We start from the raw sequence: 24348 nt of genomic DNA, 5'->3' as shown, positions 1-24348 counted from the left end.
CTATTCTATCATGTAGGGAGAAGTCGTGAAATTCGTGACGAACACACCCTTCAATTTTTAAAAGGATTATAACCCTCCTATCTCATATATAAGATAATAGAAGGAGGCGCCGCTAATGAAGGGTAGAGAAATCACTCGCGCAGTTAAGCTGTGTGATGAAAAAGGAAAATTAAATCAAGTGAGTGTTGGTTGGGCGCGACACCCAATGGTTTATTGCAATTTAAAAGGGAGTTTTTTACGTAAAAAGAAGTGGAACTATTGGTGTATGACCAATCGAGAAGCTCTTTTTTCAGTTACGGTGTCTCATCTAGATTATGCAGCAGTCATTTTCGCGTACATATATGACTTTACAACCAGAAAATTTGTAGAAAAATCCATCCTAATCCCACTCGGGAAAGGCCTCTCGATTCCAGATAATGTACAAGATTCAATATACTTTAAAGGTAAAGGAGTTCATGTATCTATTAAAGATGAGGAACATGTGACGAAATTAAATGTAAGTTGGTTAAATTTTTTCGAAGACAAACCTTTAGAGGCTCAATTCAACATAGTACGTAAAACTGACCATGAATCCCTTAATGTCGTCATTCCATGGAGTAACTCTCGCTTTCAATTCACATCCAAGCAAGTAGCACTGCCTACTGAAGGAAAGGTGTCTTGGAGTCAGGGTGATTATACTTTTCAAATGAGTGATTCGTTTGCCACACTTGATTTTGGACGTGGCAAATGGCCGTACCGTTCTAAATGGAATTGGGGTGCAGCCTCTGGATTTGCGGATGGTTACCGAATTGGACTGAATTTTGGTGGACAGTGGACGGATAACACTGGTCAGACGGAAAACGGGATTATCATTGATCAAAAACTTCACAAAATACACGAGGATTTAGATTGGGTTTACGATCACCATGACTATATGAAACCTTGGGTTATTCATTCTCCAAATAATAAACGAGTCAAGTTAATGTTCGAGCCAATTTTTGAACGAGTATCGAAAACGAATCTTGGAATCATTAAATCAAACGTTCATCAAATGATTGGTTATTACAGTGGGACAGTTGAAACCGACGATGGACAAACAATTCAAATTCAAAGGTTGTTAGGATGGGCAGAGGATCACCAAGCACGGTGGTAAGGATCATTGTGCCGTCGTTCCCCTAGCCCATATCCATTGGTTCAATCTCATGGACGGGTTTACTTATATGTTTTTGCGAAATAACGATCGACGCTCCAATAAAAAGTATGGCCACGCCTAATGTTTAAGAGGAAACTTCGTAATATTTAATATCAACCATGGGATGACAAGTTCTCTAAAACGATCACTCATAATCGTACCGAGGTTCGCTCCCCACAATCGACTAAAATTGTGATTAATTAAAAATGATTTCATAGTTAGCCCTTCCATTTGTTAGAAAATTCTAGACTATTCTAACACATAGTCTTTCCTGTGTCGTGTTTATTCAATTGAATATAAAAAAGCACGCTTAGTCACTAAGCGTGCCCATAGATTATTCATCACGTTTCATCGTGGAGAGTTGCCACTCAATTCCATATTTGTCTTTAACCTTTCCATAGGCTGGGCTGAAGAAGGTTTCTTGAAGTGGCATGGCTTCTTCTCCACCGTTTTCTCGAATCTTACGGAATATGTCACTTGTTTCATCGGCGTCATCTGTAACCACAGCTACCGAAATATGAGTTCCAGCTTCAATTGGATGATCCGGATCCGTATCTGAAAGCATAATCTCATTTTGACCGATTTTCAAGTTAGCGTGTAACAACAGATTGCCGTCACCTTCTTTTGCGTTAGGTAAATCAGCATAAGTTTGAAACTCCATAACCTCTGCATTAAATACATCTTCATAAAAGCGCACCGCTTCAATACCTGTTCCATTAAACATAAAATAAGGGTTCATTCCAATAATCATATTCATCACCTCAAACATAGTATAGTCAACCAAATATTTTTCCAATCATGTTATACAAGTTTTGACGTATAATATAATAACCTGTCTTCTGGGAGTTGATGGCGTTTGGGATTTTTACATCATTTAGTCATTTTCTTCGTAATCGCCGTGATTGCCTTTATATTAAGGTTTGTTCAAATTCGATTAATGATACGTGTGGATATCTACCTGTTTGTCTTCGGCCCACTCATCGCATTTGGTTTTTTGTTTTTATTTTTCGGGTTGATTGATCTAAACCGCGCATTATTTTTAGATATAGGTAAATTAATGTTCTTATATGGTGCTGTTGGTTTCGGTTGTGGGTTTGGAGCGACTCGAGCGTTAGGCGGTCGCTTTTAGCCAAGCCCCTTAGTTAACTACAAAAACTTTTCTTGATAATCCCGAATCGCTTCAACATGGCTACCAATCATTTTTTCGGGTAGCTCGTTTAAATGAAAAAACGCTAAATCTAACGACTCTTCCTGATCACATGTTAACTTTCCTGAATAATCATCACATATATAAGCCGCTGTTACAGAATAAAATTCATCTCCATTTTGAGCACGAGTAAAATATTTGGATCCAGAATAAATATCGATTAACTTCATATCTCCTAGAGTTAGTCCTGTTTCCTCTAAAACTTCTCGACGTCCCACATCTTCAATAGATTCAGCAAGTTCCATTAATCCACCTGGTAACCCCCAAACGCCGTGTGGATATCTGCGTTGTTGTAATAAAACCCTCCCCAATTCATCTATGACCACGACTACAGTTCCGACTAAAATTAGGGGGCGATGCCCTACTAACCTTCTTAAATCTTCGACGTATCCGATTGAAACTCCTCCTCACATATAAAAACCAGCCCAAAACTGAGCTGGTTTTACTTAACATTTGTAATGATAATAATTTTGTTGTTGATAGGTTTCAAACCCAACCGCTTCATATAAGTGAAGTCCTCTTTCATCTTCGGTCCCTACTTCAACAAAAATAACATGACCTGCTTCCGATTCTTGCCTCACCACTTCAATGAGTGCAGCTTTTCCAATACCTTGACGTCGATATTCTGGGTCCACGGTGAAACCAAATATATAAGTTTCAATTCCTTCTGCTTTTAGACGAAGTTTCCCTACTGTATTTCCATCTTTTTCAATCATAAAAGTGCGATGACCAGCATCTTTTTTCAGAACATTTACGAGTAGTTCTGATTCCTTTCTTGTTAAGTTAAAGCCTTTTACATCTAAGTCAACAATCTTGTCATAATCCTCCTCAGTTGCAACTCTTAACTTAACCTCGGCTTCTGGTTCTGGCACTGCTTTATTGCTCCAACGCATTTGATAATCTGAATATGCATACTCGGCACCTAATTTTTCAAGTGTAATCTTAGCACACTTTGATTCTGGTGGAGCATTTATATATAGTTGTTTTGTCGTACGATTTCTAAGCGAGTCTAAAATTTCTTGGAATAGTTTAGTGAAAATACCCTTCTGACGGTGATCTGGATGAACCATCGCGCACATCTCATATGCACCACCAACATAATAAAGTGCCGCATATCCAAGAAGTTGATCGCCTTCGTAATAGAAAAAGTCGTTATTCTCCGTCATTCGCGAGCGAAGGAAATACCAATTCAATTTTAATTCAATGCGATCTGCTTGCTCCACAATCATTTGGAGTTTTTCAATGTCTTTTAATTGTCCTTCTGTTAACAAACGCGTTCCCCCTAACTGGAGATATTTCTTACCCGTGTAGAATATCTTTTCCAAATAGTGAAGTCAACATTTTTGTTCAAATAAATGAACAAATATTCAGTAAGATTTTTTATTATTTTACCAAAACTCTATCGTTTTTTCCTCCATAATGTGTATTCTAAAATCAAAATACAAGAAATCAGCCAAACCAACCCTAATAAATGGCCCGCGAAAACATCAGTGGCAAAGTGTACACCTAAATAAATCCGGCTGAACCCAATCGCAAAAATCAATAATGCAAGGAATATTCCCATCACCCATTTGATCGCTATATTCATTTGACTTCGAATCATCAAATAAATTAAAAACCCATAAAAAACCATAGGGGCTGTCGAGTGTCCACTAGGAAAGCTAAACCCTGTTCCATTATATTCTTCAAATATGTTAGGTCGCTCTCTGCCAAAGACATTTTTCAATACTTGGGTTATGAGTGCAATTCCAATCATGGCAACGGAAAAATAAAAAATGCGCCATTTTCTTCTTTTATAAATAAAGAAAATGAGAATCACTAATAAAATCGAGCTTACCGTTATAAAGTTCACAGAACCAAGATCCGTGACAAACGCAAAAATTCTATCGGCTGTAGGGGAACTTATGTGTTCAAGAAATTGCTGAGCCTTCTGATCGATCATAAACTTTTCTTCTTCAGCAACATCATCAGCTAGCTCCGCAAACAACCAGACGCCACCAACAATCAAAGCAAGGTTAACTATTAAAAATAAATAAGTTCTTTTAGGTACATCTCTTAATCCCATCTCATCACCTCTACTTCATATGATTTCACTCAACTCTTATTCAAAACATAAAAAATCGCCCGATTAAAACCGGACGACTACATAATGGCTGAATATAGACTTGAAAATAAGAAACTAAGTATTTCAAAACTGGCAAGTGGCAAGCTTATTAATAAAACAACCAACGATAAGTACATATTAAAATCATGATCTTTTTTCCAATAATGAAGCACAAATATAGAATAAGCTAAACCAGTTAGAAAAAATGTTCCCCAAATAAGCGAGCTTCCCTTAGATACTAAAAAGAAATAAAACAGAAAGGAGATTAAATAAATAATTGCAGGTGAATTTTTGACCCAAACATCACGAGGCGTTTGTTTTACAGCCTCAGCTTTTTCTAATGTGTAATCTTTCACTTGTTCCCAAAAACCTTTAAATTTCACACTTAAATCACTCATGATGGCTCCTCCTTTATTGTTATAAGTCCCTAATCTATCATTACCCTATTTTATGTATAAATAGCCCCATCATGATAGATTTGTTAAACTTTATTTAGAACTGTAAGGAGGTATATTATGCGTATTGTATCGATTGAACCAACGCCAAGCCCTTATTCCATGAAGATTAACTTAAATGAAAGTCTGCCTAATGGGCAAACAGAAGAATATAAACAAAATCAAGATTTAAGTGAAGCACCGGATTATGTGAAAAAGCTATTTGCGATTAATGGTGTTAAAGAGCTCTATAGAGTAATTGATTTTATTGCATTAGAAAGAAACCCAAAAGTTCCTTGGGAGGAGATTTTACCGAAAGTGAAGGAAGTACTTGGTTCGGATGATGAAGGTGAATCCACTGAGGAAGCTAGCTCTTCCGCTGAGGAAAATTTCGGTGAGATCAAAGTGTTTATTCAAAAGTTCAAACACATTCCCATGCAAGTAAAAGTTGAGGAAGATGAGGAAGAAAAGCGTTTTGGACTGGATAACCGTTTTATGGAAGCTGTCATGGAAGCGTCTAAAGATGCAGATTTATTAGAAGAACGTGAATGGGTCGAGCAAAACCCACGTTATGGAGATGGGAATGAGATTGGTCAGGATGTTGTAGCCGAAATTGAGGCATCTTACGATCAAGAGCGTCTGAATGCTTTAGTTAAATTGGCTATGTCAGGTGATGCTGATCATGAGCAAGCTGCACCTCAAGAAAAATTAACAATCGAAGCACTCGAGGCAGATGACTGGAAAGAGCGTTATGCCGCGCTAGACCGTATGCCTAATCCGACAGTTGAGGACTTACCTGCATTAGATAAAGCATTAGATGACCCGAAAATGTCCGTTCGACGTTTAGCTACTGCTTACCTCGGCGAAATTGAAGACAAAGCCGTTTTACCATATATTTATAAAGCCCTTAACGATAAGACCGTAACCGTGCGCCGAACTGCTGGAGACTGTTTATCAGACTTAGGTTATACAGAAGCCATTCCGAAAATGATTGAAGCCTTAAAGGATTCAAGCCGAATCGTGCGTTGGCGTGCTGCCATGTTTTTATACGAGTATGGTGATGAAACCGCCCTCCCGGCTTTGGCAGACGCCCTTGAAGACCCTGAATTCGAAGTGCGAATGCAAGCTAAAATGGCACTTTCCCGTATTCAAGGCGGCGAAGAAGCAAAAGGCTCCATTTGGAAGCAAATGATGGACATGACAAAAGAGAAAAAGAAGTAGTTCTGCAAATAAAGTTGTGGTTCTCGCAAATAAAACGATGATTTTTGCAAATAAGCTTAAAGTTCCAACAAGTTAAAGCTTATATTTTACAAGTAAAATAAGCAGCCGATTGAATCGGCTGCTTTATTCATTTAGTTTTTTCAGAAATTCAATGGCGTGTTCAGTTGATTGAAGTAACTCCCCATCTTTCTTCCCTTTCCTAACGGCATGTGCACCTTGAAAAGCTTCCATTGCTTCTGAGTAAAGCCTCATTTCCATGAGGCATTTTCCTTTGTGCTGATAAGCGAAATCTAAATAAGCAGGTTCATACTCCAAACATTTAAGAACGGCTAAATCAAACTGGTCTAATGCCTTTTGGTGTTGCTGGTTATACTTGTACGCTTCACCCAGCCTTATCATGATCACTACTTCTCTAGTTGAATTAGGATCGGCTAGCTCAAGTCCTTTCTTTAAATATTCAATGGCCTGCTCAGGTTCTTCGTTCAACCGATACAAGTTTCCGAGCGTACCGTATAAAAAACATCGCTTGTCATCTTCGTCCGTTTTCATTAATTCACGTCGGACTTGAGTCATGAGCTGCTGTAAGAATTCACGGTCATGTACTTTTTCACGTAAAAACTCCTGCTCATCAAAATAAGTATATTGACCTAATGTTTGTATTTGTTCGCGAATATAATCCATTTATGCAACTCCTTTATATAAGTTCTAATATCTAACCGATATATTCCGGGACGCCTCTCCTATTATCAGATAACATTTCCAAGGCTCGCTCCAGATCCACATCTCGTTCAAGATTCAAGGCAACTATACGAGCACCAACCTGGAGACGTTCTTCCTTTGTCACTTCTGTTATGTATAGTGCGTCCTCATAACGTCGAACTTTAAATCCGATATCTTGAGGTTTTTCATCACTGATTATTCTAAAAAACATATGAGGATCTTTTAAGTCAGCCAGATATTCTTCTACTAAGTTCGTAAACTCATGGATGGATAGTTCCCGTTCTCTAACTCTATCTAAAAACTTTTCTGGCTGGTCCCATCCCTTTTTGTCTCTACATCCTGCATAGTCGTGGTGTATGATGTCTACGATGTCTTGAAAAATTTTATCGAACATCATACCTCTCCCCTTCTTTTACCAGTTATCTTACCATAATCAGACATTTTTTTCTCAAAACTAGCACGAAAATAAGATTTTTGAGGCTTTTTCTCTTTTTGACAGTTTGATAGAAAATGAGTTTAATTTTAGTTAAAAAGGAGTTTTTTGATGTGATTGTTAAAGGGCATGAAGTTCCAATTACTTTATTACAGTTAGCAGCACTATTGAACCGGCTTGAACCCAGCCACCCTCAATACCAACTAATTTCCGATGAGCTATCGATTTACCAATCCGGTTACCGTGGTGAGTCCTCACTAGATTATTATTTGAACTCTGTGGATGCGAAGGAACAGTTCATTTTACATAGTCTACGAATTGCAGAACATAGCACTTTCCAAGTTGATTCACTCGTGTTAAGCCCAAACTTTTTCTTAATTATTGAAGTTAAAAATTTTACTGGACTCGTAACGTTTGACCACGGTTTTGGCCAAATGAAGCGCTCAATTAATGGAGAAGAGCGTGTTTTCAAAGATCCTATTGCTCAAGTGGACTCACAAGTTTTTCATTTTCAAAAGTGGTTGATGGATCACGGATATTCTGGAATTCCGATTGAAACACTTGTCGTCTTCGTGAGTAATTACGTCAACCTCACACGAACAGATGGAATCGAAGTTGATGAGCGAATCATTCACGCTGGAAAGTTCATTGAAAGATTTCAATCTTTAAAACAAAAGTATCCCCATACGTTACTAAGTCATCAACAACTCGCAAATCTTGCTTACCAAATTAAAAATAAGAACAAACCATTGCACATGGACATATTGAAAAAGTATAACTTGTCAGCACGTGATATCCAACCAGGTGTCATCTGCCAAGAGTGCAGGCACCTCCCAATGATTCGGGTCTACGGCCGTTGGCAATGCCCACACTGCCAAAACATTAGCCGTGACGCACATATCAACGCACTTAAAGATTTCCAACTCTTATTCAAGAAAACCATCGCCAACCGTGAGGCTAGATGGATGTTGCAGGTTGGAGATGTTCAAGTCATCAGCAAACTTCTTAAAAAGGAAGGCTTCAAATTCTCAGGGTACAAAAAAGACCGGACGTATTATCTAAATTTTAACTTTCAAAAAGACTTCGGCTATTTATTAAAAAAAGAGAATAACTCACGTTAATTAGATAATAAATTTTTAAATTTAGATAATAAATAACGAAAAATAGATAATAAAGTTCAGATTTTAGATAATAAAATTTGAACTTTAGATAATAAATTCAAAAGATTAGATAATAAACTACCAAAATTAGATAATAAAGTATCAAATAGAAAAGCCCCTGCTGTTCAGCAGGGGCTTTCCTTTAATTTTTCACTGTTTCAAATGGAAGTGGTTTAGATAAATCCTCTTTTGATTTCGGACATGTTTTGCAGCATTTGCGGTCAGAGTTTGCTCCGTAATAGAAGCAGCATGTACGGCGGACGCGTGTGCCATCGTCCTTAATCCGACGTCCCCAGTAGAAATTCGTTAACTGGTTACAGTCATCAGAGAATATATCTGCGGACATACCGCGAATCAAGTATTGATAATCTTCTTCCACGTGTTCAGCTATATCCGTAAAACGTTCTTCTTTTAATTTTTTCTCATATAACCAATAAACATAAATTGAAATGTTTTCCCACAGGTTCGGTTTAGGAACTCTTGAGACTTTATTGAACACATTGACTAGTTGATCCATTTTAGCAAAAAGGTTTTCCGTTAATATGCGACGCTCTTCCTCACGATTGGCCTCATCGAATTTTTCTACAGAAAAACCATCCATATGCAAGTTCGGAAGCCATTTATCCCCTACCCTATTTGGAACAATCCCAGTACGGTCAAAGGTCATATCAAGCTTCATATCATGGACTGTCATGAGATAAAGAGACGGCAAAACAATATTGAAGCCAAGACGTTTCATAAGCTGCGAGCCTGCTACGAAAATACTTTCCGTATGAAACTCATGTTTTATGTCTTGCAAATATTTGCGTAAAAACTCTTCATCTAACAGCTGATCAAGCGTAACGGAAACATTGTCAGCGTAATCGACTAATCTGAAGTTGTCTTTTAGATAAATTTTTTCAGATTTCAAAAGTTGTGTCATGTAAAACACCTCAGTTGTTTATTGGTTATTTTCGAGTTTTAAATAACAGGTAAATAAAGTATGGTGCGCCAATAAGTGATGTGAAAACACCAGCCGGAATTTCAAGTGGCGCAAAGGCAGTTCGTGCAATTAAATCCGCGATTAATACAATCATACCGCCTATTAACGCTGAAACAGGAATCAAGGCGCTAAAAACTGATCCGACCAACCTGCGAGCGATGTGAGGGGCCATTAGTCCAACGAAGCCAATTCCACCTGCGAAAGCGACGGAACCGCCCGCTAATGCTGTTGCTATCACTAACAAAACTAAGCGATCTCGCTGCACTCTCGCTCCTGCGTTGGTTGCTAAGTCGTCACCAAGGCCTTGCATATTCAACTGAGTTGAATAAAACATCAGGATGATTCCAAGCCCAACAATCCAAGGTAAAATGGTCCAAACCTGTTCCCAAGTCGCCCCATTCACACTACCCGTCAACCATATGTTGGCTCGAGCAGCCGTATGAATAGGACCAAATGTCATAATCATCGTCGTGACCGCTTCAACTGCGGCCGAAAGCCCCACCCCAATTAATACCAGCTTCACGGGCTGAACTCCATTACGAGTCGTCGCTAATAGATACACAAAAAATCCCATTAGAATTGCCCCAACTAGTGATGCTAAAGGCAACCATTGAATGCTCACTGATAGAGCGTTACTACGGTCACTAAATATAACTAAAAATCCGACCGTCGAAAGGGCAGCACCAGCTGTAATACCGATAATATCTGGCGATGCAAGTGGGTTTCGAATAATTCCTTGTAAAATTGCACCCGACATAGCAAGTCCTGCACCAGCTAAGACTGACAGTAAAATTCTCGGCATTCGAAAATCATTCACGACTAAGTCATGCATGTCCTCACCGTTGCCGAAGATCGCTTTTACGACATCAATTGGCCAAATGAACATCTGTCCAATACCAAGACTAATAATCATGGCTGATAATAAAACTAACGAGAGAGTCGTAATGACAGTAAAGGACTTTTTATTTACTAAAAATCGTGTTTTTCCTATTTTTAAATTCCAATACTTATTCATTTATGCCCCTCCTCGCGATGTAAATGAAGAAAGGAGCACCGATAAATGCTGTCATAACACCGATTGGTACTTCAGCTGGCATGATGATATAACGAGCACCAATATCTGCTGCTAATAATAATATCGCGCCGAGTAACCCACTATACGGAATTAACCAGCGATAGTCGTAACCTACGAACCAACGAGCCACGTGTGGGATAATAAGCCCAACAAACCCAATTGGTCCCGCAACTGCAACAGATGCGCCAGCGAGTAATACTATGACCACGGCTCCAATAACTTTTACTAGCCATGTTTTTTGTCCTAAACCGACAGCGACATCTTCTCCCATCGTTAAGATGTTCATTTTTTTACCTATAAATAGTGAGACAATCCATCCGGCTACTAAATAAGGAAGGACGCCAACTAATAACTCTAAATCACGGCCTTGTACAGCCCCTGCCAGCCAGAACAACACTTGATCTAGTGCACGCTCGTCTAATGTTAAAATACCTTGAGTCATGGATGAAAAAAGTGCTGCGATCGCTGCACCGGCCAATGTTAATTTAACTGGCGTTAATCCGTCAGTTCCCACTGAACCTAACGTGTAAACGACAACTGCTGCGACTGCAGCTCCAGCAAATGCTAACCATGTAAAACCGGTAATGGAGGATACCCCAAAAAAGCTAACTCCGAGGACTACAAAAAAGCTTGCCCCAGCATTAACACCAAAAATACTTGGTGAAGCGAGTGGGTTTTTCGTTAACCCTTGCATAATCGCACCTGCGATAGCCAAACTAGAGCCAACTGCAGCTGCAATTAACGCTCGTGGAATTCTAGCGGTTTGTATAATGATATGCTCATTGGATTGATTAAAATTCGTAAAAGAATCAATCACCATCTGAGTTGTAATTTTCGTTAAACCAAAGATGATACTTGCCCATAATAATAAGATTACTAATAATATTCCTGTAATCAGCCCGATACTTCGGGTAGACGTTTTCGTCAGCATAGTTTGAATACCTTTCATACCCTTTATGTCGCTGATTTTAGTCTAATCTAATTGATAATCATTGTCAATGAACTTGAGAATCGTTTTCAATTAATTGTCCAAAAAGTATTGACTTTATAATTGATAAACATTATCATTTGTAATGTGATTGAAAATCATTCTCAATCGTTAATAAATAAAAATTTAAAATACATACAGGAGGAAAACACAATGTTTAAATCAAATGCTTGGAAGTTAGCTTTACTTCTAATAGCTCTTGTGTTTGCTTTAGCTGCTTGCGGTAGTTCCGATGATTCGGAAGAAAGCGCAGGCGACCAAAATGAAGATAATCAAGAAGAGTCAAACAATAAGGAAGAAGCCGGATCGTACACGGTTGAACATGCAATGGGTGAAACGACGATTGAAGGTAAGCCTGAACGTATTGTTGTTTTAACAAACCATGGAACTGAGGCGCTTTTATCATTAGGCATTACGCCGGTAGGTGCTGTTCAATCGTGGACAGGTGACCCTTGGTACGAACATATCTCAGAAGATATGGAAGGTGTTGAAGTCGTAGGTACAGAAAGTGGCATCAACTTAGAAAAAATTGCTGAATTAGATCCAGATTTAATTCTTGCAAATAAAATGCGCCAAGAAGAGCATTATGACAAACTTAGCGCTATTGCACCAACTGTTTATGAAGAAACACTTCGTGGTGACTGGAAAATTAACTTTGAATTAATCGCTGAAGCTGTCAACATGCAAGAAGAAGGACAGCAAGTATTAGATGATTATCAACAACGTATAGATGAACTAAGAACAAAGCTTGAAGAAGAAGATAAATTAGATACGAAAGTATCGATGGTACGTTTCATGCCATCTGACGTTCGAATTTACCACAAAGATTCTTTTTCAGGAATCATCTTAGATGAAATTGGTTTAGCGCGCCCTGAATCACAAGATGTCGATGATTTCGCGGCAAAGGGTGTAACGAAAGAGCGCATTGATGAAATGGATGGAGATGTCATCTTCTATTTCACTTACCATCCTGAAGGTGAAGACGGAGAAGCTGTTGAAGAAGAATGGGTTAACGATCCATTATGGAATAACCTTAACGCTGTTCAAGAAGGTAACGCTCACGAAGTAAGCGATACGATTTGGAATACAGCTGGTGGAGTTCGTGCAGCTAACCTAATGCTAGACGACCTAGAAGAAAAGCTATTATCTGAATAATTGTTTATACGTTTTACCCCCTCGTATAGATAAAAAAAGCTCGCGTATGTGTTCACGCGAGCTTTTTGTTTATCCTTCATTTAAGCCTAAATACGGGATATCTCCTTCTTCTGTCTCAGCAATAATCACATCTCCATTTACATCTTCGGCTTCGTATAATTTGGTTCCTACCAAGAGTTGTGTCGCTGTTAGGTGTTCAAACCACTCAGGTTTTTTTGTTTGTTTGGTAACAATCCCTATCTCTTCTCCTTTTGAAAAACCCGATTCCATAACCCATCCAATTTCAGATGCATTTTTGTATACAGTACTTCCTTTATATAAAATATCCGCTTCAGGGTTTTCGTCTAAAATCGATTCGGGCGTTGGTTTGATCACAGCATCCTCATTCCCGCTCTGAGCTGTGCATCCACTCAATAAAAACACAAAGGATAAAAGTAATAACTTCAAGTCATCCCCTCCGATTATGTAACATGAAAAGTTACAACATATTCCATTATTTTCACCTTTCATCTATAATATTCTCAAAGGGGGATGTTCACATGCGTGAAATTAAAAAAATCCAATCTCACCATCTAAATGAAATGGTCACAATTGAGCAACAAGCTTATACGGCTAGACAAGCAGAAACCTACGACGATATTGATCAAATTGTAGAAAAGTATCAAAAAGAAGTAGATAAAGAAAACAACATTCATTATTATGGAGCTTTTGAACATGACAAACTAGTTGGTTCCATGAAGCTTTACGATTTTAAAATGAACGTGTTTGGCCATTTTTTACCTCTTGGTGGTCTTGGATCAGTCGCGGTGGACCTGTTACATAAAAAAGAAAAAGTCGCTAAGGACATTGTGACCTATTTCTTAAACCACTATGACGAGCAAGATTACTCCTTAACAGCCCTATATCCTTTCCGTCCAGATTTTTATTACAAAATGGGTTTCGGCTATGGGACAAAGAAAGATCAGTATAAAGTGGTACCGGATGCATTTCCCGATTTCGGAAACAAGCAAGACCTTACATACTTAACTGAAGAGATTCACAAGCGGTCGTAAATTGTTACAATGAATATGCATCTAAGCATCATGGCCTTTTTTATGCAGATGACCCCCATTTTGACGCATACTTAAAATCATTTAAAACAAAGGTTATTGGAGTTAAGAAAAATGGTAAAATTACGGGATTTTCTGTTTTTACGTTCAATCGTGAATCTGAAAATAACGTTTTATCTAATAACATTCACATCCATCAACTCATTTACAACGAACCTAATGCATTACAACAAATCTCGACTTTTTTTCACTCACAAAAAGATCAGGTTAACCGCATCATGATCTCCACGCAAGATTTGGATTTTCATTATTTATTAGATGATGCCCGTAATGATTCTAATAATTTGATTCCTCCAGTCTTCCATGAAACCAATAAATTTGGAATCGGAATTATGTACCGTATCATCAACGTAAAGAGGTTTTTCCAGCAACTTGGAAAGCATCATTTTAATCGTGTGTCGACTACAGTGACGTTTAATGTTCGCGACAGTTTTTATAAGAAAAATGAAGGTCCTGTTACCGTGTCATTTAATAACGGAAAACCTTTCGTGACCCAAGGGGCAAAAGCTCAAATCACAATAGACATAGATATTTCAGATTTATCAAGTCTTGTTCTCGGAATCGTTGATTTTAAAAAGCTATATATGTACGGAAGGGCGAAGGTTTCTGACGAACAATATGTAGATGACGTTAATCTGCTATTCCATACGACAGAGTCACCGATTTGTACCACTGGGTTTTAATAACGAAGCATTCTCGCTCATGCGTGGATGCTTTTTTCACGTCGATTGATACAATTCATAACCTCGTCTATACTATTAACAGCTTGATAAAAAGGAGAGTTCATCATTGATTGAAATCTACGTCGACGGCGCTTCACAAGGTAATCCCGGTCATAGTGGCGCTGGTGTTTACATAAAAGCTCATGGGCATCAGTATGAATATGCTTTTCCTTTAGGCATGCACACAAGCCACGAAGCAGAATTCTTAGCTGTCCTTAAGGCTCTTGAGCTTTGTCAAAATCAATTTCCGAACGAAATTCTATCTTTTCGTTCCGATTCGCAAATTGTGGTAGACGCTATTGAAGCAGGCTATACGAAGAACAAGCGTTTTCAACCACTCTTAACGGAAATCATTGAAAAAGGAAATCAATTCCCGCTTTATTTCTTTAAGTGGATTCCGAGTAAGCAGAATCACCATGCTGACCATTTAGCTAAACAAGCGATTCATGAAAACTATTGAATGGTCAAATATACCATTAATATAGTAAAGAATATAATATTTTCTATATTAAAAACAATCGGATTACCTTTAATTTTTTTCAAAATATTTATTTGTTTATAAGTGTTAGACCTTATTAATAGTAATAAAACGTAGACCCCCATCAAAACAAACAAAAGCAGTGAGAAGGCCATGATGGGCTGATCTATTTGCCAAAATGCCATGGCTAAAAACAGTGCCCAAATGGACTTAAGAAGATTAGCCAAACCTTCTGTAGTTCCACTTAATGTCTCCATCATCCATTCGGCACGTTCTTCCCACTCAATACTCTCGTCTTGTTTTAATATATGAATAATGTGACTAGTTTGTAAGGACATCGACAAAATCATTATGATAAGGTAAGCATAGCCGAATATTGTTCCAACAAGTAAAGCTTCAAAATCTAATAATTGATATAGGACAATTGGTAATGGCAGCCACGCGGAATACATAAAAGCCATTAATAAGTGTAGTAAACTATGTTCTTTATGTTTTAGCATTTTCTGAAAGGTTACAAAGATTATTGCGTATATGATTAAACCAATCCACCCCAAAACTATAGATGCTTGAACCACTTAATTTCACCTCCAACTTATCCATAACATTATAAAAAGCTGACTCATCACGAGTCAGCTTTTTTACTACTTATCCTTTATAATCTTCAGGTTTTACTTCTTCACCATTTTTACCGTGGTAGCGAAGTCCCCAACCCGTTATGGCAGCGATAAGCATAACGATTAGTAAGCCCCAACCTTGGAATACGAATGGGAATACTTCTGTTGGATTGACCCCTGGAATTCCGTATTGATCAATCACTCCATTAACAGTCGTGTAAGCTAGTAATACACCACCACTCCAAGGGAAGATGTAACCTAGCGCTGAACTTACAGTATCAAGGAAGTTCGCACGACGATAAGGGTGGATATTTGAATTTTTACCAATTTTACTTACAAATGGCGCAGCCGCAATTTCGGCAGCTGTATTGATTGTAATAAACGAGTTAAGGAACGCTACAATAGCGAACATTGAAAGCTCTGCTCGTCTCGTTACATCATTAATTAACTTAATAAAGAAGTCCATAATTCTTTCCATCGAACCTGCTAATTCAAGCAAGTAAGAAGCTGATAAAATAAACAGTATGAGGATGGCCATTTCGAAATAACCACTTAAACCACCCATTAAGGCACCTTCAACAACAGCTCCATTTTCTCCTTCGTAAATATGAATGACATCCGTAAACGGAATACCTACGACAAAGAATAAAACGATTGTCGAAATAATCCCCCAAGTTAAAGATGTTAAAAGGTGGTGTCCACTTAACGCAAGGAATAATACCAGTGCAAATGGAATTAAGAAAATCAACCCACTTGCGGCTACTTCTTGCTCTAATTGAGCTAATAGTTCTGCCTCACCCGCAGACGAGGAACTACCTCCAAAGATTACAAACAAAATTAATGCAGGAATCGCAGCTGCAATTGAATATTTAAAACGAGAGCGAACAACACCAGGTACATCTGCTTCCTGTGTAGTCGCTGAAACAATTGTCGTATCTGATACAGGAGCTAAGTTATCCCCAAACACCGCACCAGATAAAATAGCTGCTAATAAAAGCGTTGGGTCAGCACCCAATACAACTCCAGCTGGATACATTAAAATACCAAACGCGGAAACGGTTCCATAACCAGTACCAACTGCACTTGAGAAGATCGATGCTAATATGAAAGTAAGACCAACAAATAGCCCACCTTCAAATCCAGTTTTAAAACCAAACCAAATTAAACCGTCTACTAGACCCCCGGCCTGCAAGAGGGTAGCAAACATTCCTGCCCAGAACCATGCGATAATAGCAACGACACCAATCGGTTGTGCCATACCATCAAATAAGCCCTGTGCATAATCTTTCCATTTAGATTTCGTTAATAATAGACCTAAGATTAAACCAATAACCATTCCAAGGATTAGTGCTGATTCAGTGACTAACTCCATCACACTTAAAACAACAGCCCAAATGATAAAAAAGACTAATGGAATGGTTGCGACAAAAGGACCACCACGAAACTCAAGTTTTTCGACTTTTTTCGAGGCGGTCGCTTCGTTTAATTCCTCATTGTTATTCCCCATAACATGTCCTCCTCTCTCAATTACTAAATATTATACAAGATGTTCACACAATATACAAAATTATTAGAAAAAGTTATGGTTCGACAAAACTATTATTTTAATGACAATTTACTGTATTTTATTTGTGTCTGAGCATAAAGCCAGATTTGTAAAACAAGCGATAATAGGACGATTTTCGCCCAGAGTGGAAGTAAAATGTCTTGGAACTGAATTAGACCTTTTGGAAGTTGATAGGCAGAACTCTCATTCAAGGCAACTGTAAAAGCAAAAAACATACCAAACGTAAAATTTCGTGACCATTGAGAAATGTGGTAAGTCCATATACCTTGAGAAAAACCTAGCTTTTTAACACGTTGATAAGCACGGGCTAATTCAATTCCTTCTACTAATATGACTAACGTTAAAACGAATAACCAAAATCCAACCATAAAAGGCGTGGTCATCAACTGAGCGGTGACCATCGCAAGCCCAGTAATCGATAAAGCTCCGTGTATAATACAGTTCGTATTTTTCCAATCTTCAATGAGTGTCCATTGGGTCAAAACATAGCGTCTAGTTAATAAGTAAATTCCTAAAACATAAAAACCAATACCTAAAAACACCAATACCTCGACGAACATAATAGGGATCCAATTAAATAGATTTTTTAATAGAATAACAATAGATTGAGTACCGACAGTAGACAATAAAATAACACCATGAAGGGTCTTTGTTTGTTTCGTTAAAAGTTTTTTAAAACTTTTGATCATCGTCACTAGAAAAACAGCCCATAACAAGACATTCGTGACGGCCATCCCTTGTAAGAAAGGCAAGGCCGCAGGATAATATTTTAATAGAACATTACATAGTACTGACACCCCTGCAATCCAGGTACCGATTGTAAATGATTGAATTGGGTTATTTAAAAAAGGTCTTAGAAAATTTTTCTGAAAAAATTGGACGGACAACCTCCAATAGATTACTAACCAAGCTAGAAATAACAAAATGGATAAAAGTTTGCCTAAGTTTTGATCTATTATGGGAAAGGCTTGTATTCCTCCATAAAGAAAGATCCCATTTGCCATAATAATAGCACCAGCTGCGGGATCTATTCGTTTCGCTAACATACACCGACACCTCACTAACCTATTTATTTTAGCAAGATACATCAAGGGATGACAAATAACGAAACCCGGGCAAATCTAGTAGCCCGGGTTGATTCTATTATTCTTTTCTAACCCGAAATTCACTTTCGAGTACTGGCCAGTTTTGGGTAAATGGAATATTTAGAACCCAGTAACTGATTCCACGTAAACCATAGTCTTTTACCGTTTGATACTTAGCCTGAACGCTTCTCGCATCCTCATACCAAACTTCATGACGTTGCCCCGTTTCATCAGTATATTCAAAATAAGGTGATTGATGTTGGGGGTGATATTGAATGTCTGAACCATACTGTGCAGCTAATTCGACCGCTTCTTCAGAGCTAACAGTCGTAGCAAAGGTCCCTTCCACCCAAGGAATTTCCCAGTCACGTCCATATAAAGGTATTCCCATCATAATTTTTTCTGGAGGAATGACCGTAACAGCATAATCTAACACTTCTCGAACCTCGTCTATCGGAGCGATCGCCCACGGTTCTCCGCCAGCCCATCCCCATTCATATGTCATAAGTATCACAAAATCTAGTATTTCACCATGTGCTCGGTAATCATGTGCTTCATAAAGCAATCCAACTTGATCTCCAGAATCCTTCGGTGCTAATGCAGATGACACACTATAACCTGCTGGCCTAAAGCGTTCAACGACCCGTCTTAAAAAATCATTATAGCCTTCTCGATCTTCAGGGTACACATACTCAAAATCAAAATTAACGCCTTGATAACCTTTCTGCTCCATTAAGTTAAGCATATTATTAATCAATGTATGTTGTAGATCGGGATTTCTAAAGAGTGTTGCAGCTAAATCTGAGTCAAATGAATCATTTGCATAGTTGGTCAGGACTAAAAGCGGCATCGAATTCGTCTCATATGCAGCATTAATAACCGCTTCCTCATTAAAGTTCGTTAAGGTTCCATCTTCTCGATAACTATAAGTAAACGGAGACAAATAAGTCAGATGTCTCCCGACTTCTAATACTTCCCTTCGTCCTTCTTCACCCGTTTGTGTAATATAAGCATTCACTTCTGTTAAAGGTAACGTTTCAACAGGAATCCGTAACTCCTGCCCTGTATTAATTTGCGACGGATTCTCAATCGCATTTGCCTGAACAATCTCCGATACTGTAGTATTATAACGCTGTGCAATCATCCATAAGGTTTGACCGCTTTGAACCACATGTGTTCGATAAGGCATCTGCAGCATATCCCCAACATAAATCCGACTAGGTTCAGCAATATTGTTGTGTTCCGATAGCTCATTCATTGGAATCCCATATTCTTGTGCAATTCGCCATAATGTATCTCCAGGCTGAACAACATATTCAATGGACGGTTCAGGGACAACTAATGCCTGCCCAACGACTAAAACATTTTGATCTTCTAATCCGTTCACTAGCGCAATCTGAGCGATAGTTGTATTATATCTTCTTGCTATTCTCCAAAGCGTGTCACCGCTTCTTACGACATGAATATTCATCGATATAACCTCCTATTACTAACCTATATCTATCCTATTCATGTCATGTTTGTCCTATGGGCTCTATTTCACATTAGTAACTAACCTCATTGACTTCAACATCTTCAGGCACTTGAATTAATATATGTTGACGGTATGATTCTTCACCTCGCTTACCTACTAAATGATCACGGTGAAACATAGATATATCCTTAATCTGTCTTATAGGAAACTCTTCATATATGACCTTTATTTCTACATGAGACCTTGGCTCCTCAATGAGGATGTGGCCAGACATCTCCTGGAAAGACACATTTGCATTAGGTATTAAATTAATAATAGGATGATCGACGTTCATCATAAATTGAGTTACTTTAATATCACTAACTTGATCTGTATTTTCAACATGAAGTTGATATGCAGAAAAAGGATCTTCTATAGAAATCTCCTCAAGGTCTGAAGAAAAAGTCCATTCATTCATTACCTTCACTGATTCATGATCTAAGTTATGATGTTGATAAGCTTCTTCAAAATCTGTTATGACTTCATCCAAATTACCAATTTCGTTGTTTTCAACAACCGCTTGAGTATGGACGGTAATAAAATAAACGATACTAACTAGAGATAAAACAGCAATATATCCAGTTAAGATCACATTTCGACGTCTAATAAAGAAATTATTGGGGGAATAGGTCCCTTTACTAACAATCGAAACAACGATTATAACCAAAATTAAGAAAAGCAAAATAGGGAGTAGTGCCATTAAGTCAAACATTTACTGCACCTCCAATCGACGCGACACAAGAGTAGTAAGACCAATCGCTAACATGCTCGTCAAAAGGATTTTCAAAATGAACCATATCACACTTGATTCATCTCCAAAGAACTGAAACAGTGGAATTAAATAACTGTTGTCAGTAAATATTAATGGTCCACCAACAAATAAAACAACCCCAAATTTGATTAATTTTCCTTGCCGCATGATGCTACCAATTAAGTAGCCAAGAGAACTAAACAATATTAAATAAAAAAAAGTGATTATAAAAAATATGAGCATTCCTGGTAACGTGTACTCACCAAAGAAAATAAATCCATCTATACCAAAAATCCAAATGTGAATCATTTTCACGAAAAAGCTAGCTGTTACAACTGTAATGGTTCCGATCATGTTAGCAATGACTATAAATACAACATTTGCTAGATGACGACTCCATGAATTCGTAACAAATATTTGATCAGCTAAACGATTCTCATTTCGATCTAAAGCTACCGAAATAAAGAATGCCCATAGACATGTAAAGAAAAAGACAAAATCTCCAGTAATGTATTGGATGTTAAGGTCAATAAACCCAAATCCCATAGAGGAGCTTGCCACCCCAAAAAGTGAGAATACCATTGCGATGATTTGAGCGATCATTAAACCTTGAAATACACTTTTATAGCTCATCCATTTATATTTAAATTGTTTATTCACGACACTCCATAAATCAGGATGACTTAAAGACATCATCAATTCCCCCTCTCGTGTCATTTGTCAAAAACATAGATAAATCTGCTGCTTCAACACTTGTCATTTGAACCCCTTGTTGCTTTAGGCCCGTTATGTCCTTTTCCGACAAATGATTATCTACCGCTATATAAACTTGACTTTCACTTAATTCTTTTTCATGAATGATAACATCATGGTCTACAATCGATTGGATGACATTTTTATCACCCGAAAGACCAATCGCATACTCCTTGAAATCTTCAATCGATTCATGAAGAATGCACTTTCCATTTTTTATTAAGACAATTTCTTCTAATATCGATTCAAGTTCATTGAGTAGATGACTTGATACAATGATGGTTCTAGGATGAGCGATATAATCTTTTAACAACGCACGATAAAAATCTTGTCGTACCGAATAATCCATTCCTGTCGTTGGTTCATCAAATATGGTCAGTGGACAGCGTGATGCTAAACCTAAAATAGCATTAAATGTACTGGCCATCCCTTTTGATAATTGATCATGGAAATCATAACGATCCACCCCAAAGTAATAAATTAATCGGTCGGCAAGTTCGCGATTCCAGTTTTCATAAAACATTTCAGCAGCCACTAAAATCTCATGTATTCTCATCTCTAACGAGAACTGCATTTGATCATCCACATATATTGTATTTGCAGAAAGCTTAAGGTTATTAAAAGGATTTTCCCCAAAAACTTTGACCTCTCCACCGGTTGGGACAATTTGACCTGCAAGAGTTTTCAATAATGTCGTTTTTCCAGCTCCATTACGTCCAATAAGTCCAATAATCCGATTTTCTTCTAACTCTATCGTTAAATCCTTCAGCGCATATTGTTTTTTATACTTCTTATCAAGATGTTGACACGATACAATACTCACGATTCTCCCCGCCTTTCCAATCGAATTTGTTGAATCATTTTCATTAACTCTTCATCATCAACCTTTAAATAATCCGCTTCTTGTACTAGATCCCGTACCATATTCATTAAGTTCTCATTTTTTCGTCTTAATAAAATTTGTTCCTTAGCTCGTTCTTTTACAAACATTCCAAGCCCTCGTTTTTTATAAAGCACTCCATTATTGACTAAAATGTTTAGTCCTTTTGCAGCCGTTGCTGGATTAATATTAAATAAATCAGCAAGCTGATATTGGGAATAAATCTTTTCATCAGTTGATATTTGATCATTCAATATTTCCGTTTCCAACCATTCAGCAATTTGTACATAGATTGGCTTAGAACTGTCATGATTTAAAACCAAATTTTCCCCACCTCCAATGTGGTTGAGTGCATTAGTGATGTAATGCACTAATTTAATTATATTCTAAAAACTTCCCATTGTAACTAGTTTTCTGCAAAATTTGTTCAAATTTTTTTCAGATAGTAGTCACAATTACTCCTCACAATTATAAAACCTTATGTTAATGTAAATAATAAGGTTGAGTGAAATAAAGGAGATCATCATGATGAAGAAAATCATTTGGATTTGCTTAATTGGCTTTATTACCTTATTAGTCGCTTGTAACGAGCAAAAAAGTAACGAGAATAAACATGATAATGAAAACTCTAGTCATGAAACGAATAATGACGAGGATCATAATGAGGATATATCTTTAGTACCAGTAAAAGTTGAAATTCTAGTCGATGGAGAGATTGAATTAGGAGAAGAAACGCTTCAGGCGCGTGTACTACATGACGATGAACCAATCGCCGAAGCTGACGAAGTGATATTTGAAGTATGGGAAACTGGTCATGAAGATGAAAGCGAAATGGTTGAAGCCTCCCATACTAAAGATGGAATTTATGAAGCCTCGTACCCCTTTGAAAAAGAAGGAACGTACGAAATGTATGCTCATGTCACAGCAAACTCACAACACGTGATGCCGAAGCATGAGTTCGAAGTGATCGAAAAATAAACTGTATGATTGATATAGAAACAACCTCCCCCTTATATAAGAAAAAAGGCATTCAAGCGATGATTGCTTGAATGCCTTCTCTTATATTTCAACGACTTCCTTAACCTCTTCTACTTGCTTAATATTTAACACTTTTTCTAAATTCATAACGATTAATAACCGTTCGTTTTGTTTAGACACACCAGATATGTATTCCTTCTCTATCCCACCAATCATTTGTGGGGGGTCTTCAATCGTTGATGGATCTAAATTAAGTACTTCTCTCGCTTCGTCTACCATAATACCTAACCGCAAGCCTTGAATATCAACGATTAACGCTCTGGCATGCTCATGATTAATTTCCCCAATTCCTAGTAATTTTCTCAAATCAATAACTGTTGTCACTTCTCCACGCAGTTCAGCCATTCCACTTACGTATGTTGGAGGTTGAGGGATTTTTGTTAATTCTGGAATTTTTTCTATTGCATGAACTTGCTCAATCGGAACACCAAAATATTCTTCTCTTAATCGGAATACAACGTATTGGTCCATATTTTCACCACCTTAAATCACAAATTGGATATTTTTACTTATTAAAAAGACTAACTTAACCCTATCCCTAAGTCAATAAGACAAAGACATGCTACAATAAAGAGGGTGATAATCATGAAAATTTATGTTGATGCAGACGCTTGTCCAGTAAAGGACATTATTATAGAAGAAGCAGGAAAACGAAATTTAGAGGTTGTTTTAGTCCGAAGCTATTCTCATTTTTCAAATCAAATAGAAGCCAATCACGTTAAAACAGTCTATGTCGACTCAGAAAATGAAGCCGCAGATTACAAAATGATGCAACTTGTAGGCCATGGTGATGTGGTTGTCACGCAAGATTATGGATTAGCTTCATTATTATTAGCCAAACAATGCACAGTCCTCCATCATAAAGGATTTATTTATACTCCAGAAAAAATGGATACCCTACTTAATTCACGCTACGCCAGTGCAATGGTGCGTAAAAGTGGTGGACGCACTAAAGGACCTAAAGCTATGACGAAGCATGACCGCGAAAAGTTTAGACAACAATTTCAAAAAGTTATTTCTAATTAATGGCTCTATAATATTTGTTGGGGTAAAGGTTATTTTCTGATAATTCACTATAAGTCTTTAAGAGTAACTTCCAGGTTAGGCCTTCCCTTTCCACGGGCGATCCGCGAGCCTCCTCGAACTCCACTAACGTTACGTTCTGTGGGGTCTCGCCTGGCTCGCTTC

General features: G+C 37.7%; 31 protein-coding genes. 10 read left to right on the top strand and 21 right to left on the bottom strand.

What is annotated here, in order from left to right; translation table 11 throughout:
* Positions 1-115: 115 nt before the first annotated feature.
* Entirely contained in the window at positions 116-1132 is a 1017-nt protein-coding gene (locus BMY57_RS11400) for a DUF2804 domain-containing protein (protein ID WP_091774408.1), read from the top strand.
* A 117-nt stretch (positions 1133-1249) separates the two neighbouring features.
* On the opposite strand, the gene BMY57_RS16130 is transcribed toward BMY57_RS11400, so the two are convergent.
* Positions 1250-1387 carry a hypothetical protein gene (locus BMY57_RS16130; protein ID WP_177176381.1) on the bottom strand — a complete coding sequence of 46 codons (138 nt, stop codon included), beginning with the start codon at positions 1385-1387 and terminating at the stop codon, positions 1250-1252.
* A 118-nt stretch (positions 1388-1505) separates the two neighbouring features.
* A complete protein-coding gene (locus BMY57_RS11395; RefSeq protein ID WP_177176380.1) occupies positions 1506-1922 on the bottom strand; it encodes a VOC family protein in 417 nt (138 codons plus the stop codon).
* 105 nt (positions 1923-2027) lie between these two features.
* Here BMY57_RS11395 and BMY57_RS11390 point away from each other — a divergent pair, with 105 nt between their 5' ends.
* Positions 2028-2300, top strand: coding sequence for a hypothetical protein (locus BMY57_RS11390; protein ID WP_091774405.1), 273 nt, complete (start codon positions 2028-2030; stop codon positions 2298-2300).
* A 17-nt stretch (positions 2301-2317) separates the two neighbouring features.
* Here BMY57_RS11390 and BMY57_RS11385 read toward each other — a convergent pair whose 3' ends face one another.
* From BMY57_RS11385 to BMY57_RS11370, 4 genes are all read right to left on the bottom strand, one after another.
* On the bottom strand, positions 2318-2704 hold the full coding sequence (locus tag BMY57_RS11385; protein WP_501037450.1) for an NUDIX hydrolase: 387 nt from the start codon (positions 2702-2704) through the stop codon (positions 2318-2320).
* A gap of 120 nt (positions 2705-2824) precedes the next feature.
* The gene (locus BMY57_RS11380; protein ID WP_091774401.1) at positions 2825-3649 is read right to left on the bottom strand and encodes a GNAT family N-acetyltransferase; all 825 of its coding nucleotides are present in this window, start codon (positions 3647-3649) and stop codon (positions 2825-2827) included.
* A gap of 128 nt (positions 3650-3777) precedes the next feature.
* Positions 3778-4443 carry a phosphatase PAP2 family protein gene (locus tag BMY57_RS11375; protein ID WP_091774399.1) on the bottom strand — a complete coding sequence of 222 codons (666 nt, stop codon included), beginning with the start codon at positions 4441-4443 and terminating at the stop codon, positions 3778-3780.
* Between the two features lie 77 nt (positions 4444-4520).
* On the bottom strand, positions 4521-4880 hold the full coding sequence (locus BMY57_RS11370) for a hypothetical protein (protein WP_091774397.1): 360 nt from the start codon (positions 4878-4880) through the stop codon (positions 4521-4523).
* 117 nt (positions 4881-4997) lie between these two features.
* Between BMY57_RS11370 and BMY57_RS11365 the strand changes: the two genes are divergently transcribed.
* A complete protein-coding gene (locus tag BMY57_RS11365; RefSeq protein ID WP_091774395.1) occupies positions 4998-6137 on the top strand; it encodes a conserved virulence factor C family protein in 1140 nt (379 codons plus the stop codon).
* A 123-nt stretch (positions 6138-6260) separates the two neighbouring features.
* On the opposite strand, the gene BMY57_RS11360 is transcribed toward BMY57_RS11365, so the two are convergent.
* Positions 6261-6818: a tetratricopeptide repeat protein gene (locus BMY57_RS11360; protein ID WP_091774393.1), complete on the bottom strand. Its 558-nt coding sequence runs from the start codon at positions 6816-6818 to the stop codon at positions 6261-6263.
* 31 nt (positions 6819-6849) lie between these two features.
* A complete protein-coding gene (locus BMY57_RS11355; protein WP_091774392.1) occupies positions 6850-7251 on the bottom strand; it encodes a hypothetical protein in 402 nt (133 codons plus the stop codon).
* 152 nt (positions 7252-7403) lie between these two features.
* Between BMY57_RS11355 and BMY57_RS11350 the strand changes: the two genes are divergently transcribed.
* A complete protein-coding gene (locus tag BMY57_RS11350) occupies positions 7404-8411 on the top strand; it encodes a nuclease-related domain-containing protein (RefSeq protein WP_177176379.1) in 1008 nt (335 codons plus the stop codon).
* 181 nt (positions 8412-8592) lie between these two features.
* On the opposite strand, the gene BMY57_RS11345 is transcribed toward BMY57_RS11350, so the two are convergent.
* Genes BMY57_RS11345 through BMY57_RS11335 form a run of 3 tightly spaced genes read right to left on the bottom strand, consistent with a single transcriptional unit; the run spans position 8593 to position 11456 of the window.
* Positions 8593-9372: an IucA/IucC family C-terminal-domain containing protein gene (locus BMY57_RS11345; RefSeq protein ID WP_091774388.1), complete on the bottom strand. Its 780-nt coding sequence runs from the start codon at positions 9370-9372 to the stop codon at positions 8593-8595.
* Positions 9373-9397: 25 nt separating this feature from the next.
* Entirely contained in the window at positions 9398-10447 is a 1050-nt protein-coding gene (locus tag BMY57_RS11340) for a FecCD family ABC transporter permease (RefSeq protein ID WP_091774386.1), read from the bottom strand.
* A complete protein-coding gene (locus BMY57_RS11335) occupies positions 10440-11456 on the bottom strand; it encodes a FecCD family ABC transporter permease (protein WP_091774384.1) in 1017 nt (338 codons plus the stop codon). Before BMY57_RS11335 ends, BMY57_RS11340 begins: the two co-directional genes overlap by 8 nt.
* A 192-nt stretch (positions 11457-11648) precedes the next feature.
* Between BMY57_RS11335 and BMY57_RS11330 the strand changes: the two genes are divergently transcribed.
* Positions 11649-12650 (top strand): ABC transporter substrate-binding protein, encoded by a 1002-nt coding sequence (locus BMY57_RS11330; RefSeq protein ID WP_091774383.1) that lies wholly within the window; start codon positions 11649-11651, stop codon positions 12648-12650.
* Between the two features lie 69 nt (positions 12651-12719).
* On the opposite strand, the gene BMY57_RS11325 is transcribed toward BMY57_RS11330, so the two are convergent.
* Entirely contained in the window at positions 12720-13097 is a 378-nt protein-coding gene (locus BMY57_RS11325) for a hypothetical protein (protein WP_091774381.1), read from the bottom strand.
* A gap of 92 nt (positions 13098-13189) precedes the next feature.
* Between BMY57_RS11325 and BMY57_RS11320 the strand changes: the two genes are divergently transcribed.
* The 3 genes from BMY57_RS11320 to BMY57_RS11310 all read left to right on the top strand — a co-directional run bounded on the left by BMY57_RS11320 (position 13190) and on the right by BMY57_RS11310 (position 14941).
* Positions 13190-13702 (top strand): GNAT family N-acetyltransferase, encoded by a 513-nt coding sequence (locus tag BMY57_RS11320; protein WP_177176378.1) that lies wholly within the window; start codon positions 13190-13192, stop codon positions 13700-13702.
* A 95-nt stretch (positions 13703-13797) separates the two neighbouring features.
* The gene (locus BMY57_RS11315) at positions 13798-14442 is read left to right on the top strand and encodes a sterol carrier protein domain-containing protein (RefSeq protein WP_256205301.1); all 645 of its coding nucleotides are present in this window, start codon (positions 13798-13800) and stop codon (positions 14440-14442) included.
* A gap of 106 nt (positions 14443-14548) precedes the next feature.
* The gene (locus BMY57_RS11310; protein ID WP_091774375.1) at positions 14549-14941 is read left to right on the top strand and encodes a ribonuclease HI family protein; all 393 of its coding nucleotides are present in this window, start codon (positions 14549-14551) and stop codon (positions 14939-14941) included.
* Here the strand turns inward: BMY57_RS11310 and BMY57_RS11305 are convergent.
* The 8 genes from BMY57_RS11305 to BMY57_RS11270 form a co-directional block, all read right to left on the bottom strand.
* The gene (locus tag BMY57_RS11305) at positions 14935-15534 is read right to left on the bottom strand and encodes a hypothetical protein (RefSeq protein WP_091774373.1); all 600 of its coding nucleotides are present in this window, start codon (positions 15532-15534) and stop codon (positions 14935-14937) included. The two genes, BMY57_RS11310 and BMY57_RS11305, sit on opposite strands and share 7 nt — an antisense overlap.
* Before the next feature lie 70 nt (positions 15535-15604).
* Positions 15605-17080, bottom strand: coding sequence for a Na+/H+ antiporter NhaC family protein (locus BMY57_RS11300; RefSeq protein WP_091774371.1), 1476 nt, complete (start codon positions 17078-17080; stop codon positions 15605-15607).
* Positions 17081-17172: 92 nt separating this feature from the next.
* Positions 17173-18186, bottom strand: a complete 1014-nt coding sequence (locus tag BMY57_RS11295; RefSeq protein ID WP_091774369.1) for a TDT family transporter — start codon at positions 18184-18186, stop codon at positions 17173-17175.
* 97 nt (positions 18187-18283) lie between these two features.
* The gene (locus tag BMY57_RS11290) at positions 18284-19696 is read right to left on the bottom strand and encodes a glycoside hydrolase family 18 protein (protein WP_091774367.1); all 1413 of its coding nucleotides are present in this window, start codon (positions 19694-19696) and stop codon (positions 18284-18286) included.
* Positions 19697-19769: 73 nt separating this feature from the next.
* Entirely contained in the window at positions 19770-20450 is a 681-nt protein-coding gene (locus BMY57_RS11285; protein ID WP_091774365.1) for a hypothetical protein, read from the bottom strand.
* Positions 20451-21182: a hypothetical protein gene (locus tag BMY57_RS11280; RefSeq protein WP_091774363.1), complete on the bottom strand. Its 732-nt coding sequence runs from the start codon at positions 21180-21182 to the stop codon at positions 20451-20453.
* The gene (locus BMY57_RS11275; RefSeq protein WP_439895798.1) at positions 21163-22011 is read right to left on the bottom strand and encodes an ATP-binding cassette domain-containing protein; all 849 of its coding nucleotides are present in this window, start codon (positions 22009-22011) and stop codon (positions 21163-21165) included. Before BMY57_RS11275 ends, BMY57_RS11280 begins: the two co-directional genes overlap by 20 nt.
* A 50-nt stretch (positions 22012-22061) precedes the next feature.
* Positions 22062-22445: a GntR family transcriptional regulator gene (locus BMY57_RS11270; protein ID WP_091774359.1), complete on the bottom strand. Its 384-nt coding sequence runs from the start codon at positions 22443-22445 to the stop codon at positions 22062-22064.
* Between the two features lie 205 nt (positions 22446-22650).
* Between BMY57_RS11270 and BMY57_RS11265 the strand changes: the two genes are divergently transcribed.
* Complete coding sequence (locus BMY57_RS11265; RefSeq protein WP_177176377.1) at positions 22651-23100, top strand: FixH family protein; 450 nt, start codon at positions 22651-22653, stop codon at positions 23098-23100.
* Between the two features lie 81 nt (positions 23101-23181).
* On the opposite strand, the gene BMY57_RS11260 is transcribed toward BMY57_RS11265, so the two are convergent.
* The gene (locus BMY57_RS11260; protein WP_091774355.1) at positions 23182-23631 is read right to left on the bottom strand and encodes a chemotaxis protein CheW; all 450 of its coding nucleotides are present in this window, start codon (positions 23629-23631) and stop codon (positions 23182-23184) included.
* A 114-nt stretch (positions 23632-23745) separates the two neighbouring features.
* Between BMY57_RS11260 and BMY57_RS11255 the strand changes: the two genes are divergently transcribed.
* Complete coding sequence (locus BMY57_RS11255) at positions 23746-24186, top strand: YaiI/YqxD family protein (protein ID WP_091774353.1); 441 nt, start codon at positions 23746-23748, stop codon at positions 24184-24186.
* Positions 24187-24348: the final 162 nt, after the last annotated feature.

It is taken from the genome of Piscibacillus halophilus (assembly GCF_900110685.1).
In the GTDB taxonomy this organism is placed as follows: Bacteria; Bacillota; Bacilli; order Bacillales; family Alkalibacillaceae; genus Piscibacillus; species Piscibacillus halophilus.
Note: the sequence above shows the minus strand (reverse complement) of the source record. Positions and strands in the feature narration are given on the sequence as shown.

Coding starts and splice junctions, on each gene's coding strand:
- BMY57_RS11285 (WP_091774365.1), bottom strand. CDS start 20,450: ATGTTTGACTTAATGGCACTACTCCCTATTTTGCTTTTCTTAATTTTG.
- BMY57_RS11265 (WP_177176377.1), top strand. CDS start 22,651: ATGAAGAAAATCATTTGGATTTGCTTAATTGGCTTTATTACCTTATTA.
- BMY57_RS11255 (WP_091774353.1), top strand. CDS start 23,746: ATGAAAATTTATGTTGATGCAGACGCTTGTCCAGTAAAGGACATTATT.
- BMY57_RS11370 (WP_091774397.1), bottom strand. CDS start 4,880: ATGAGTGATTTAAGTGTGAAATTTAAAGGTTTTTGGGAACAAGTGAAA.
- BMY57_RS11360 (WP_091774393.1), bottom strand. CDS start 6,818: ATGGATTATATTCGCGAACAAATACAAACATTAGGTCAATATACTTAT.
- BMY57_RS11290 (WP_091774367.1), bottom strand. CDS start 19,696: ATGAATATTCATGTCGTAAGAAGCGGTGACACGCTTTGGAGAATAGCA.
- BMY57_RS11365 (WP_091774395.1), top strand. CDS start 4,998: ATGCGTATTGTATCGATTGAACCAACGCCAAGCCCTTATTCCATGAAG.
- BMY57_RS11330 (WP_091774383.1), top strand. CDS start 11,649: ATGTTTAAATCAAATGCTTGGAAGTTAGCTTTACTTCTAATAGCTCTT.
- BMY57_RS11295 (WP_091774369.1), bottom strand. CDS start 18,186: ATGTTAGCGAAACGAATAGATCCCGCAGCTGGTGCTATTATTATGGCA.
- BMY57_RS16130 (WP_177176381.1), bottom strand. CDS start 1,387: ATGAAATCATTTTTAATTAATCACAATTTTAGTCGATTGTGGGGAGCG.
- BMY57_RS11280 (WP_091774363.1), bottom strand. CDS start 21,182: ATGTCTTTAAGTCATCCTGATTTATGGAGTGTCGTGAATAAACAATTT.
- BMY57_RS11340 (WP_091774386.1), bottom strand. CDS start 10,447: ATGAATAAGTATTGGAATTTAAAAATAGGAAAAACACGATTTTTAGTA.
- BMY57_RS11320 (WP_177176378.1), top strand. CDS start 13,190: ATGCGTGAAATTAAAAAAATCCAATCTCACCATCTAAATGAAATGGTC.
- BMY57_RS11345 (WP_091774388.1), bottom strand. CDS start 9,372: ATGACACAACTTTTGAAATCTGAAAAAATTTATCTAAAAGACAACTTC.
- BMY57_RS11335 (WP_091774384.1), bottom strand. CDS start 11,456: ATGAAAGGTATTCAAACTATGCTGACGAAAACGTCTACCCGAAGTATC.
- BMY57_RS11395 (WP_177176380.1), bottom strand. CDS start 1,922: ATGATTATTGGAATGAACCCTTATTTTATGTTTAATGGAACAGGTATT.
- BMY57_RS11300 (WP_091774371.1), bottom strand. CDS start 17,080: ATGGGGAATAACAATGAGGAATTAAACGAAGCGACCGCCTCGAAAAAA.
- BMY57_RS11375 (WP_091774399.1), bottom strand. CDS start 4,443: ATGGGATTAAGAGATGTACCTAAAAGAACTTATTTATTTTTAATAGTT.
- BMY57_RS11260 (WP_091774355.1), bottom strand. CDS start 23,631: ATGGACCAATACGTTGTATTCCGATTAAGAGAAGAATATTTTGGTGTT.
- BMY57_RS11400 (WP_091774408.1), top strand. CDS start 116: ATGAAGGGTAGAGAAATCACTCGCGCAGTTAAGCTGTGTGATGAAAAA.
- BMY57_RS11355 (WP_091774392.1), bottom strand. CDS start 7,251: ATGTTCGATAAAATTTTTCAAGACATCGTAGACATCATACACCACGAC.